The following is a 12,373-nucleotide window of genomic DNA, read 5'->3' on the forward strand; positions in this document are numbered from 1 at the left end:
GAGGTGCGGGACCGGGTGTCGGTGGAGGTGAAGCCGCCCAGTGCGGACCCGGAGGAGGACCGGTGGCGGCTGTACCAGGCGCTGGCGGGATTTCTGAAGAACGCGAGCAGCGTTCAGCCGCTGTTGATCGTGCTGGAGGACCTGCACTGGGCGGACCGGGGGACGCTGGACCTGCTGGTGTTTCTGGCGCGGCAGCTTAGCGGGGCACGGCTCTTGATCGTGGGGAACTATCGGGACGTGGAGGTGGACCGGGCGCACCCGCTGTCCGGTGCGTTGGCGGAGCTGAGGCGGGGCTCGGCGTTTCTGCGGGTGCCGCTGCGGGGGCTGACGGCGGACGAGGTGCATCGGATGATGGGGGCCATCGCCGGGCAGGAGGTGAGCTGGAGCCTGGCGGAGGCGGTGCATCGGCAGACGGAGGGGAACCCGCTGTTCGTGCAGGAGGTGCTGCGGTATCTGGCGGAGGAGGGGCTCGTCCGGCGGGAGGAGGGGCACTGGCAGCGGACGGCGGCGTTGGAGGAGCACATTCCCGAGGGGCTGCGGGATGTGATTGGGAAACGGCTGTCGCGGCTGGGGGAGAAGGCGAACCAGGTGCTGTCGGTGGCGAGTGTGATCGGGCGGGAGTTTCGGTTGGATGTGCTCCAGCGGGTGGCGGGCGTGGGCGAGGACGAAGTGGTGTCGGCGCTGGAAGAGGCGCAGGGTCGGGCGGTGATCGAGGAGCGGCACGCGCCGGGCTCGGTGGGGTTTCGGTTCACCCACGCGTTCTTTCGGCAGACGCTGTACGAGGAGATCTTCGTGCCGAGGAGGATCCGGCTGCACCAGCAGGTGGGGCGAGCGTTGGAGGAGACCTACGGCAGGCGGATCGAGGAGCACGCGGCGGAGCTGGCGGAGCACTTCTCGCAGAGCACGGAGCCGGCGGACCTGGTGAAGGCGCTGCAATACTCGGAGCTGGCGGCGCAGCGGGCGATGCAGGTGTTTGCGTACGCGGAGGCGGTGCAGCACATCGAGCAAGCCCTGCGGACGCAGGAGGTGCTCGACCCGGACGACAAGCAGAAGCGGTGCGACCTGCTGTTGGCCCAGGCCGAGGCCATGCTGCCGCTGGAGGCGCCACAGCGGATTGCCTCCACTGTGGCGGAGGAGGCGTTTGGGCTAGCGGTAACCTGCGCTGATGCGCGGAGAGCCGCACGCGCATCGATCATCGCGCTCGAGGCCCTCTGGCGACAGAGCCGCGGAAGCACGGTCGCTGTTGAATTGTCTCGAGACGCGATGCAACAATGGGCAGCCCGCGCCGATGCCCACGCAGAGACGGGAACTGCGGATCGCGTGTACGCGGACGTGTATCTGGGCATCCCGGGCCTCTCGTCGTCCGGCCCTGCTGCTGCGCATCAGTACCTGCGTCGGGCGGTGGAGCGGGCGCAGTCCCTTGGGGATAACGGTCTCATCTTCGCGGCCTCCGGATGGGCTCTTTCGCGGCTGTCGGCGCTGCGCGACTGGCCGCTCGTCGACCGAATCGCAAAAGACATTCGGGATCGGCCGCGGGATGGCGCTCGCAGTCAAGATCTGGGCCAGTGCTTGTACTACGGCGGCCATCGACTGCTCGTCGGCGGGGACCGCGCCGGGGCGGAAACCCTCTGGGGTGAGTTCGCACAGCTTGCGGATCGCATTCATGACGCGACGCAGGTTATCCAGGCGAGACTGGTCTCATGTGACCTTTTGTGTTTGGACGGTCGATTGGAGGATGCCCTCGCCGCTCATCGGTCCGCGGCAACCCTAGCCGAGGAGTTCGGGTTCGCACCGTTTTCGCCGTCACCGCGCGTGCAATTCCTGCTCGGCCGGCTGACCCCCGAGGGAGTGGATGAGGCCCGGACCGATAGCCGGCCAGGCCAAGCCGTTCGGGCTCTGCTTCTCGCATACCTGGGGCTCCACGATGAGTCGCGTTTGCTGCGCGAGAAATTTGGCGACGTCGGCGCCGACGAGGATGAGACAGCGGCATGGATCCTCGCCTTCCTGCTCGAGGCGGCGACTCTCGAAGCCGATCGCAGTGCGGCGCGTAAGATCGCTCGCCGGCTCCGCGCGGTTTCCGGAACGATTTGCTTCTTTTCTGTCGGGTTCCATTTCAGTATTGCCCGCCTCATCGGCGATGCCGCTGCGCTCGAGGGGGAAGCTGACGAGGCGCTAGCGTATTACAGGCAGGCGCTCGACGTCAGCGCACGCGCGCGAATTCGCCCAGAGGCGGCCATTACCAGGCTTCATCTGGCCGAGCTGTTGTTAGAGGGGTCTTCGGAGGAGCAAGCGGAGGCACAGGGCCACCTCGACTTCGCCATCGAAGAGTTCCGCACGATGAAGATGCAGCCGTCGCTCGAGCGCGCGCTCCGCCACAAGGGCTTGCTCCACGCTTGACCGTTCCTCCGATGGGTACGATGCAGAGGGTGGCTTCAGGGGAAATATGCGCAAGCTGCTCAAGGTTGTTGTCGAGAAACACGATGACGGCTACGTCGCGTATCCGCTCGGCGTCAAGGGCGTCGTCGTGGGCGAGGGCGACACGTATGAAGAGGCGCTGGCAGATGTGACGTCCGCACTTCGATTCCATGTGGAGAGCTTCGGCGCTGGCGTGCTGGGTCCCGGACGAACGAGTGGGTCGCGATGACTCTGCCGTCGACCATACGCGAGGTCGCGTTCGCCCCTCCGGTATAGCCTGTCCGTCCTTGGAGATAAGCGTCGCACGCACGTTCTCGATGGACGCCCCGCTGGCAGCTTGCTGGAACACGGGCTGACAGCGGTTGAGCGACTCCGGATGGATGATGTCCCAGACGCGGAGCCGCTCCACCTCTTCCTGGGTGTAACCGAGCTTGTTCCTGGGTGTAACCGAGCTTGGTAAGCCATGCGTGGTTGACGAATTCGAAGCTTCCATCCGGACGGCAGCGCTGAATCATGTCGGATGCGTTCTCGATGACTGCCCGGTAGCGCTCTTCACTCTCACGGAGGCGACCCTCGACGCTGTCCTGGGGGGATGACATGCGATCTCCATCCGCGAGAACCGGGCAAACTCGGCGCCTCGCGCAACCGGTCGGCTTCGAGCCGAGTCGTCGAGGCCCGCGCAGCGCCCGGTTCGCGCACTTTGGTGCAGTGGAGCGAAACACGTGGCAGCGCCCTGCCGTCGGCGCCACCGCTCTGTCACCCCGCGGATCCGCCGGCGACGGTAATCGCGCAGCGCGGGCCCTAAAATGTTGGCTGCCGCGCGCCCATTCGATGACGTAAGGAAGTGCTCCACTATGATGCGTGAGAATCCCCTGAAGGCGAAGCTGAAGTCCGGGCAGACCATCATCGGCGCGTTCCATCCGATTCCGGCTCCGGCCGTCGTCGAGATCTACGGTATGGTCGGGTTCGACTACGTGATCGTCGACGCGGAGCATGGCCCGTCGTCGGTGGAGACCCTCGAGGCGCAGGTTCGCGCCGCCGACGCCGTGAATCTCCCGGTCGTGGTTCGCATCGCCGAGAACACGCCCCAGAACATCCTTCGTCATCTCGATACCGGCGTGCTCGGTGTACAGCTCCCCATGGTGAACACGGCGGAGCAGGCGCGCGCCGTGGTCTCCGCCGTCAAATACCCGCCCGTCGGCAGGCGGGGCCTGGCCGGCGTCCGTGCAAACGGATTCGGGCTTCTGGGGAGCCTCGGCGACTACACGCGTCTCGCCAACGCCAACATGCTCGTCTCTGTCCAGCTCGAGACGCAGGAGGCGATCGATCACCTGGACGAGATCGTAAAGGTCGAGGGGGTCGACCTCGTCTTCATCGGACCCAACGACCTCGCCACGAGTCTCGGCTATCCTGGGGAGTCGTCCCACCCGAAGGTGCTGGAGGTGATTGACAGCCTCGTGAAGCGCATTCACGCGGCGGGGCTCGCGTCGGGCATCACGGCCTACGACAGCGCGGGGATCGCCCGGGCCAAGGAGTGGAAGATCCAATTCATCCTGGGGGGCACGATCCCGCTCCTCATCTCCGCCTCGCGCGCCTACTTGAAGGAAGTCCGCGGCAGCGCGTGACCGCGTCGTGCGGTATATTGGCCGGAACAGCACGGTCCGAGAGGAGGAGCTGAGATGCCGCGAGTCGGGGGGCTGAGCCACATCGTCCTGCACGTCGAAGACGTGGACAAAATGGTCGCGTTCTATCGCGACGTTCTCGGGCTGACCGTCCATCAGGGCCATCGTGATCCGCGTGGCCTCGTGTTTCTCACGTCGAACCCCGAGACCGACGACCACGAGATCGCGTTTGCCCGCGGGCGCGAGGGGAGCGCCAAGATCATCGCCCACATCGCGTTTCGCGTCCCGAGCCCGGCGGACGTGAAGGCCTTCTACGACCAGTTCGTTCGCATGGGCGTTCCCATCGACCACACGGTGAGCCATTCGTACGTGACCGAGGGGAACACGGTGTCCTGCTACTTCCTCGATCCCGAAGGGAATCGACTCGAGGTTTTTGCCGTCGTCCGCGAGCGCAACGAAAGCGATCTGGGGAATCACCCGCTCGACCTCGATCAGGATCTGGACGCGATCATCGCCCAAGCGAGCGGGCTATCAGCCGCGGCGCGGTAGCGGGGCGACTGCGTCCGTGCCAAGAGCGTGCGAAGACACGCGTCTGTCATCCTGAGCGAAGCGAAGGAATCTCATCACGAGCGGACAGGGCCTCCAAGATTCTTCGGCCTACCGGCTCGGAACGACGTCGCTTCGCAGGCTCTGAGCCTGTCGAAGCGCGGACACTGGGTCGCGGTCCTTCTACCCGCGCGCCACGCTAACGCGGGGGTGGCGTGGCTTTCCCACGATCAGGTGGAGCGTCAGCCCGACGCTCACGAGCCCCGCCACGATCAGATAGAGCGCCGTGTAGCTCCCGGTCCGGTCCAGGAGGGCGGCCAGAAGGAGCGGGACGACGGCGGTGCTCAAGCCCTGCAGAATCTGGCCGGTCCCGATGATCGAGCCGATGGCCTTGCGGCCAAAGTACTCCGGCCAGATTTGCAGCTGCAGCACCAGGTTGCCGCCGAGCCCCAGGCCGAGCACACCCGCCGCCACAAACGCCCAGATCTCGCCCTCCGCGAGCGCCAGCAGCAGGCTCGCGCAGAGGAGCAGGCACCCCCATAGCACGACGACCCACCGAATGCTCGGAATCCGTCCGGTGAAGGGCGCCCAGAACACGAGCCGTGAGAAGACCTGCATCGCGCTCACGGTGCTGATGGCGGTCGCCGCCATGGACGGCTCCATCCCCTTGCTTCCGAGGTAGGAGAACATGAAGACGATGGAGGTGTTGGGCGCAAGCAGGATGAGCGCCATGCCAGCCGCCACCATCCAGAACGCCCGGCTGTGAATCGCCTCGCGCGCGCTCCAGTCCTCCGCCGAGGCCCCAATCGTCGGCAAGCGCGTCGGCGCCGCGTCTCCGGGTTGACTCGGATCGGTCTCGTCGCCGTCCGGGCGAAGCCCGATGTCTTCCGGTCGCCGTCGCACGATGAGGAGCGCGGGGGCGAGCCCCAGCGCGACCGACACGAGCGCGAGCGCGAGCCAGCCGCTTCGCCAGCCGGCGGTCCCGACGACGGCGGCAATCACCGGTGGGAGGACGAAGTTTGCAACCGGCGGTCCCATCGCCGCGGTCCCATAGGCCACCGATCGACGGCGAACGAACCAGTTCGCGATCATGGCGCCGGGAATCACACTCTGGAGCGCAGATCGCGCGGCCCCGCCAACGATGCCGAAGGCTGCGTAGAACTGCCACGGCTGCTCCACGGTGCCGCAGACCCCGAGCGCAAGGCCCATCAGAATGACGCTCGCGCTGAGCACGAGGCGCGGGCCGCGCCAGTCGACGATCCGCCCGAGGAGCGGCCCCACCAGCGCCGCGGTGATGGAGCTCAGGCTGGAGGCGACGACGATCGTGCTCCTCGGCCACCCGAGATCGGACCCCATGGCCGGCAGGAAGATGCTGAAGGTGAAGCCTCCGGTGCTCGCCTGGATGAAGAGGCTGAGGAAGGCCGTCCCAGCGATGTACCAGCCGTAAAAGGGGTGACGAATTCGAATCGGCAGTCCCGAATGGAAAGGCCGTTACTGCAGGCGCGTCGACCCAAACCAATGGTCGATGTAATAGTCCTCGGACAGGCTGGAAATGGCTACCCCGCGATTCTCGTCAACCGCGTGGATGAACTGTCCATTTCCGATGTAGATGCCGTCGTGGGACAGCCCCTGCTCGTACGTGTCCTTAAAAAATACGAGGTCGCCCGGCTGGAGCGGGCCAGTCGGGTGACTACCCGCATCATACTGGCCGAAGACGTCGCGCGGGACGTTCCGGCCCGCCTGTGCCTCCACGAACTGGACGAACCCCGAGCAGTCGAAGCCGGAAGGCGCGTCCCCGCCGTACTCGTACGGCGATCCAATGAGCTGCATGGCAATCTGCACTTCGGCGGGCGCGGCGCCACGGTTCAGGATCGCCGTGCCGGTTGTCGGGCGCCGAAGCGAGGCGACGGGTCCAGCACCGGTCGATGCGATCGTGACGCCGTGGTCGGACCCACGCGGAGCCGCGGCGGTCGACGCGGAGGGAATGGTTCGCATGATCGTCGGCGGGGCCTGCGCTGCCGGCGCCAGGCTCGCCGTGGCTGGTCCAGCGTCGGCGATTCGACCGACGACTCCGGCCGACGCCCCCGCCTGCGGTGCCGCGGAGGTGCTCGCCGGCGCCGCAGCCTGCGGAGAGGCCAGGGGCACCGCGAGCCGCTGGCCGACGTCCAGAGTGTCGGGGTCCGCCAGCCCGTTCGCCTCGACGATGGCCGACGGGGTCGTCCCGAATCGCTGGGCAATGGCGTACAGCGTGTCGCCCGTTTGAACCACGTATGTCGCCGATGCGCCCTCGCGCGCCGGGGCGGGACCCGGAGGAGTGGCAAGCGGAACGTGCTGGGCGTGCGACTGGATCGGCGGAGCCTGCGACTGATCGACCCCCTGCGGAAGCCGGAGGATCGTCCCAGGGTAAATCGTGTCGGCATCGGATAGCTGGTTCAGAGATACGATGACGTCCACGGTCACGCCAGCGCGATCGGCGATGCCGCCGAGGGTGTCCCCCTCCTGCACCGTGTAGGAGGTTGGCCGGCGCGGCGTGTCGTCTGCCCGCGCGGTGGCGAGCGGTCCCAGCGCAACGATTGCCGCGAAGGCGGCGCAAATCCACCGAACCGTCGGTAACGCTCCGGTTACAGGATGGCGCCATAGTACGCCGCGGGTGGTGGGCGCGTCTCCGCTCAGAAGGGGGAAAGTGTCTCAATTACGCCACGGATTTGTCCGGTGACTCATCCGGCGCGAGCGAAATGATCGGCAATGACGTGCGCGATGGCGCACGTTACGCCGCGTGCCATGGGGAGGTGCAGGAACTCATTGGGGCCGTGGGCGTTCGACTCCGGTCCCAGAACCCCAGTGATAAAGAACTGGGCGGCGGGGAACTTCTCGCCCAGCATCGCCATGAAGGGAATCGTCCCGCCCTCGCCCATGTAGGCGGCCTCTCGCCCCCAGAACGCTCGCGAGGCGCGGTCCACCGACGCCGTAAGCCACGGCTCGCTGGGCGGCGCACACCAACCCGCGGCCGGCTGTTCGGGCTCGAAGGTCACGTGGGCGCCGTAGGGTGGGTCGGCCTCGAGTATCTCCTTCAACCGGGCGCTCGCGCGATCCGCGTCGCAGAGCGGCGGGATCCGCATCGAGATCTTCACCGCCGTGCGCGGACGGAGGACGTTTCCCGCGCTCTCCAATGAGGGTATGCCTGCCGCGCCGGTGATGGAGAGGGTCGGCCGCCACGTCCTGTTCAGGATCAGCTCCACGGCGTCGGGCACGACGGGTGTGACGCTGTCCAGGAGAGGGAGATCTCGAGATGGGTCGCCGAGGATGGTTGCCAGATGCCGCGCCTGCCGCCGACGCTCCTCTGGAATGTCAACGTGGAACTCCGCGGGAAGGATGGCGCCCGATCGTTCGTCCTCGATTCGACTCAGGAGCTGCCGAAGCACGCGAAAGCTCGAGGCGACCACGCCCGACGCTGATCCAGAATGGACCCCTTCGCGCAGCAGCTCGACCGATAGCGTGCCGGCGACCAGCCCGCGAAGGGACGTCGTGCCCCAGAGCTGCTCATAGTTGCCGCACCCCGAGTCGAGGCACACGACGAGGCCCGGGGACCCGATCTGGTCGGCGAGCGCATCGAGATAGTGCGGAAGGTCGACGCTGCCGCTCTCCTCGCACCCCTCGATCAGGACGACGCACCGCGCCCGCTGGGCGCCCTGCTCCGCGATGGAGCCCAGGGCGGCGACGGCCGCGAAGACCGAATACCCGTCGTCGGCTCCGCCCCGGCCGTACAGACGATCGTTCTGAAGCACGGGCGACCACGGTCCGAGACCCTCGCGCCAGCCGGCGAACTCTGGCTGCTTATCGTAGTGGCCGTAGACGAGGATGCATTCGTCCGAGTTGCCTTCGGCCTCGATGATCAGCAGCGGGGTACGACCCTCGAGGCGGACGGTCTCGACCTTCGCGCCCGGCAGGTTCTGCGATCGGACCCATTCCGAGAGCAGGGCTACGGCGCGCTCCATGTGACCGTGCGCGCGCCACTCATCATCGAACGCCGGCGACTTGTTGGGGATGGCGATGTAGTCGTGGAGAGTCGGCACGACCGAGCGCGCCCAGAGATCGTCGACGAATCGCCGGGTGGCGTGCGGGTCCATCGGTGCGCCCGTCACAGGGCTTGCGGCCCGGCTTCGCGGAGGCCGGCCCGTTCGAGCCGGGGGATCACCTCACCGGCGAAGAAGGGCAGCTCCTCGAGGTAGTTCACGAAGTTGAGGACGAGACCATCGAATCCGGCCGCGTGGAGGCGCGCCAGCTCAGCCGCGATGTCGTCCGGGTCGCCGACGGCGCAAAACGAGCCGCGCGCGAGAACGCGCCGAACGAGCGATTCCTCCCCCGTTCTGCGGTACACGCCCTCGGGGTCCGTCCGGTCGCGCGCGTCGCGGGCGTGCATCTCGGCCAGGTTCCCGACCGCCCCGGCGTCGGCGTGGGCCACGACGTAATCCGCAAACTCCGCTGCCTCGCGAGCGGAGGGTCGGCAGATTACGCCGACCGGGGTCCAGACCTGGATCGATCGGCCGGCGTCGCGTGCCTGTTGTTTCGTCTCTGCGATCCGATCGCGACTCTCCTCCGGCGAGCGTACGCCGTCGAAGTGCATGTCGGAATACCGGATGGCGAATGCCCTTCCGGCCGGCGAGCTGCCCGCGTTCATCATCAGCGGCGGCTTGCCCTCGAATGGCTGGGGGGACGCCTCGACGCCCGCCAGGCGATAGAAGGCACCGTCGAAGTCGAAGGGAGGACCGCCCGCCCAGATCCGCTGCACGATCGACCACCACTCTGCCCCCTGGGCGTACCGATCGTCGTGCTCCTTCTTCGTCACGCCGAACATCCGAAACTCGTCCTCATTCCAGCCGCACACGACGTTGACGCCGAAACGGCCCTTGCCGATGTGGTCCGCCGTCGTCATCTGTTTCGCGGCGACGACCGGATGATTCAGCGGAACGTGCACCGTCGCGAAGACGTTGATGCGTTGCGTGGCGGCCAGCAAGCCGCACGCCCACGTGATCGACTCCCAGCTCGTCCCGTTCGGGTTCGTCTCCCCGCCGTAGCCTTTCCATCGCGCGATGGGAACCATGCACTCGATGCCCAGGTCGTCGGCCATCTGGGCCAGGCGAACGTTGTTTTCCCAGCTCGTGTCCCATCGGTCGGGCGCCGTGATGTAGGATCGGCCTGAGGAACAGTTGGCGCCGAAGATGCCGAGCTTGAGGTGGTTTCCCTGGGCGAGGATAGCGTTGCGGTGGCTCATCGGAGACCCTCTCCGCGGCGGCTGGCCGACGACCCGCATAGTATCTGGTCGGGTAGATGGATACAAACCGTCTCGCCGGGCGCATTTCGGCCAATTCGCTTGACGATTCCGCCATGCGACGCCACAATGCCCTCTTATGACAGCAACTCCGACCGGAGTAAGCAGCCACTGGCTCTTTTCCGGCTTGTCGCCGGGAGACCTGGCGCCCGTCGTTTCTCAAGCCAAGGAAGTTCGTTTCCTTCCCGGGCAGGTCGTGTTTCGTGAAGGGGAAGCGGCCGACGGGCTCTACGTCGTCGTGGCCGGGCAGATCCGCGTGGCCGCGGAGAACAAGAACGGAGAGACCCAGATCGCCGTGGCCGGGCGCAACGGTATCGTAGGGGAAATGGGTGTGCTGGACGGTCAGCCGCGCTCCGGGACCGCGACGTCTGTTGGCGTCTCTGCCGCCTACTTCGTGCCTGCCGCCCCCTTCCTCGAGGTTCTCGCGCGATCGACGCTGTTGGGGATGCGGCTGTTGGCCGTTCTCGCGCGAAAGATGCGCGATACGAATTCGACGTTGGCCGATCTGGCCGGACTCGGTGGCGACGAGGCCCCCACCGAGATTCACGCCCCGTCGCGGCAGTCGCCAGGCGCGCATGCGCTCCGCCCGCGAACCGAAGTCGATGAGTATCTCACCACAGCATTGCCGATGATGGAGCGCCTCGACGAAGAGTACCGGAGCTGGATGCGCAACGCGTCGGAGGATGCGCGCACCCTGTCGCTGTCGCGCGATTCCGATGGTCAACACGCGGCGGTCTATCTCTGGCGGGTAACGAAAGACACGCGCGACTTTACTCTGATGCCCGTGCCGAAAGCCGTGCGCCGGTTTCACGAGGCATATGTTCTGTGTCTGGAAGCGCGCGAGAAGGCCGCGCAGGTCTACAAGGAGGCGGCCGAGGTCGCGCCCGTCAGGAATCCGACCGCGGGCATAGCCGAGGCGAACCGCCGCATCCTCGAAGCGGAGAGGCAGTGGACCCGCGCGTGGACCGCGCGGCAGGAGATGGAAGGCGGACTCAGCGCGACCCGGTGACCGTCGCCGTCGCCGCCAGCGGCATCGGTCGCTGCTCCGGCCGCAGAGCCGCTCGTGTCCCGGGCCACCGGGGCACCCTGGCGCGGGACCCCGGCGGCAGGATCTCGATGAAGGAGCTGGGCGATGCCGGAATGGCTCCCGTTGGTGGTGTTCCTCGCGGCAGGTGTGATCGTCACGCTCCTGGGCAACATCGTCGGTCCGCTCGTGGTTTACCGGATCCAGCTCATCGGTCGGCGGCGCTGGGCCGCGGCCCACGGCTACTCCTTCGCCGGAGCCGCTGAGGCCGCGCGATTTGTGGCGGAGCGCGACGCCCCTGGGATTTTCGGCGTGACCCGGCGCAATCGTTTTTTCGACCTTCTCCAGGCCGATACCGTCGCGGTGGTCGACTACTCCTACATTCGGGAGCTGGGCGGGGCGTGGCCGAGCGAGCGGACGGATGTTCGCCGGTCGGCGACCGTGGCGCTCGCGCCGATCGGCACCTCAGCGCCGCTCGTCCGCGTCGTGCCCTGGGGCCGTGGGAGGCTGGCCGCGCGCCTCGTGGGATCGTTCCCGCGGGTCGGCCGGGAAGCAGCGGCGCTGTTGGATACGGTAACCTCGAGCGTCGAGACGGGCGACGCGGATTTCGATGGGTACTTCCGTGTTGTCGGAGAGGATGAACAGGCCATTCGATCCTTCCTGAGCCCGGACGTGCGTGCAATCATCCTCAGCGCTCCCGGCGCCCACGTCGAGGTCACGCCGCCTTCCCTGGTGGTGTTTCAAGAAAAGATGCTCTCTTCGACCGAGCTTTCGGGCCTCGTCGACGTCGTCGAACGTCTCCGCGGCGAAATCAATCGCTCCTTCGCATGACGGGCGAGGCTCTGGGCGCCCGGCGAGCCTGGATATGACTGGCTTCGCGTCGATCCTGAACCTCGATCCCGCTGATCTGCTCGCCATCATCGTGCGAACAGCGGTCGTTTACGTCGCGCTCCTCTTCCTGCTGCGCTTGGCAGGAAAGCGGGAGCTGGGGCAGATGACTCCGTTCGATCTCGTCGTGCTGTTGATCATCTCGAACGCGGTCCAGAACGCTATGGTAGGGCCTGACACGTCGCTCACCGGTGGACTTGTTGCCGCGATTGTGCTGGTCGTGGTGAACGGCGCCGTGAACCGGCTGTTCGTTCGCTACGGCTGGCTCGGGCGCGGTGTGCTGGGGACGCCCACCCTGCTGGTGAACGACGGCGCGCTCATCCCAGAGCATTTGCGGCGGGAAGGCCTTGCCGAGTCCGAGGTGCTGCAGGCGCTTCGGGAGCACGGTGTCGAGAGCGTCGAGCAGGTGAAGATGGCGGTGCTGGAAGTTGACGGCACCATCAGCGTCGTGCCGGCCGATGCCAGAAGCAGCCGGACGCGTCGGCGCGTTCGCGGCCGGAAGCCGGCCGGATAGAGAAGTAGATTTGTCAGGGCCTCGGTGGCACCCGA

Annotated in this window: 11 protein-coding genes; 7 read left to right on the forward strand and 4 right to left on the reverse strand. The window is 66.8% G+C overall.

What is annotated here, in order from left to right:
* The 4 genes from VFC51_06735 to VFC51_06750 all read left to right on the forward strand — a co-directional run.
* Positions 1-2,397: AAA family ATPase (locus VFC51_06735; protein HZT06709.1), on the forward strand; the 2,397-nt coding region annotated here is incomplete at its 5' end.
* A 46-nt stretch (positions 2,398-2,443) separates the two neighbouring features.
* Positions 2,444-2,644, forward strand: coding sequence for a type II toxin-antitoxin system HicB family antitoxin (locus VFC51_06740; protein HZT06710.1), 201 nt, complete (start codon positions 2,444-2,446; stop codon positions 2,642-2,644).
* 625 nt (positions 2,645-3,269) lie between these two features.
* Positions 3,270-4,040 (forward strand): aldolase/citrate lyase family protein, encoded by a 771-nt coding sequence (locus VFC51_06745; protein HZT06711.1) that lies wholly within the window; start codon positions 3,270-3,272, stop codon positions 4,038-4,040.
* A 54-nt stretch (positions 4,041-4,094) separates the two neighbouring features.
* Positions 4,095-4,586 (forward strand): VOC family protein, encoded by a 492-nt coding sequence (locus VFC51_06750; protein HZT06712.1) that lies wholly within the window; start codon positions 4,095-4,097, stop codon positions 4,584-4,586.
* A gap of 180 nt (positions 4,587-4,766) precedes the next feature.
* Here the strand turns inward: VFC51_06750 and VFC51_06755 are convergent, their stop codons facing one another.
* The 4 genes from VFC51_06755 to VFC51_06770 form a co-directional block, all read right to left on the reverse strand.
* Positions 4,767-6,056, reverse strand: coding sequence for an MFS transporter (locus tag VFC51_06755; GenBank protein ID HZT06713.1), 1,290 nt, complete (start codon positions 6,054-6,056; stop codon positions 4,767-4,769).
* Positions 6,057-6,074: 18 nt separating this feature from the next.
* On the reverse strand, positions 6,075-7,088 hold the full coding sequence (locus VFC51_06760) for a LysM peptidoglycan-binding domain-containing protein (GenBank protein ID HZT06714.1): 1,014 nt from the start codon (positions 7,086-7,088) through the stop codon (positions 6,075-6,077).
* A 212-nt stretch (positions 7,089-7,300) separates the two neighbouring features.
* A complete protein-coding gene (locus VFC51_06765; GenBank protein ID HZT06715.1) occupies positions 7,301-8,710 on the reverse strand; it encodes a M20/M25/M40 family metallo-hydrolase in 1,410 nt (469 codons plus the stop codon).
* An 11-nt stretch (positions 8,711-8,721) separates the two neighbouring features.
* On the reverse strand, positions 8,722-9,855 hold the full coding sequence (locus tag VFC51_06770; GenBank protein ID HZT06716.1) for an LLM class flavin-dependent oxidoreductase: 1,134 nt from the start codon (positions 9,853-9,855) through the stop codon (positions 8,722-8,724).
* 136 nt (positions 9,856-9,991) lie between these two features.
* On the opposite strand from VFC51_06770, the gene VFC51_06775 reads away from it, so the two are divergent.
* The 3 genes from VFC51_06775 (at position 9,992) to VFC51_06785 (ending at position 12,338) form a co-directional block, all read left to right on the forward strand.
* The gene (locus tag VFC51_06775; GenBank protein HZT06717.1) at positions 9,992-10,921 is read left to right on the forward strand and encodes a cyclic nucleotide-binding domain-containing protein; all 930 of its coding nucleotides are present in this window, start codon (positions 9,992-9,994) and stop codon (positions 10,919-10,921) included.
* A gap of 123 nt (positions 10,922-11,044) precedes the next feature.
* Positions 11,045-11,767: a hypothetical protein gene (locus VFC51_06780; GenBank protein HZT06718.1), complete on the forward strand. Its 723-nt coding sequence runs from the start codon at positions 11,045-11,047 to the stop codon at positions 11,765-11,767.
* 34 nt (positions 11,768-11,801) lie between these two features.
* On the forward strand, positions 11,802-12,338 hold the full coding sequence (locus VFC51_06785; protein ID HZT06719.1) for a YetF domain-containing protein: 537 nt from the start codon (positions 11,802-11,804) through the stop codon (positions 12,336-12,338).
* Positions 12,339-12,373 lie beyond the last annotated feature (35 nt).

It is taken from the genome of Chloroflexota bacterium, assembly GCA_035652535.1.
Taxonomy (GTDB): Bacteria; Chloroflexota; UBA6077; order UBA6077; family SHYK01; genus DASRDP01.

Coding starts and splice junctions, on each gene's coding strand:
- VFC51_06740 (HZT06710.1), top strand. CDS start 2,444: ATGCGCAAGCTGCTCAAGGTTGTTGTCGAGAAACACGATGACGGCTAC.
- VFC51_06745 (HZT06711.1), top strand. CDS start 3,270: ATGATGCGTGAGAATCCCCTGAAGGCGAAGCTGAAGTCCGGGCAGACC.
- VFC51_06750 (HZT06712.1), top strand. CDS start 4,095: ATGCCGCGAGTCGGGGGGCTGAGCCACATCGTCCTGCACGTCGAAGAC.
- VFC51_06765 (HZT06715.1), bottom strand. CDS start 8,710: ATGGACCCGCACGCCACCCGGCGATTCGTCGACGATCTCTGGGCGCGC.
- VFC51_06770 (HZT06716.1), bottom strand. CDS start 9,855: ATGAGCCACCGCAACGCTATCCTCGCCCAGGGAAACCACCTCAAGCTC.
- VFC51_06775 (HZT06717.1), top strand. CDS start 9,992: ATGACAGCAACTCCGACCGGAGTAAGCAGCCACTGGCTCTTTTCCGGC.
- VFC51_06780 (HZT06718.1), top strand. CDS start 11,045: ATGCCGGAATGGCTCCCGTTGGTGGTGTTCCTCGCGGCAGGTGTGATC.
- VFC51_06785 (HZT06719.1), top strand. CDS start 11,802: ATGACTGGCTTCGCGTCGATCCTGAACCTCGATCCCGCTGATCTGCTC.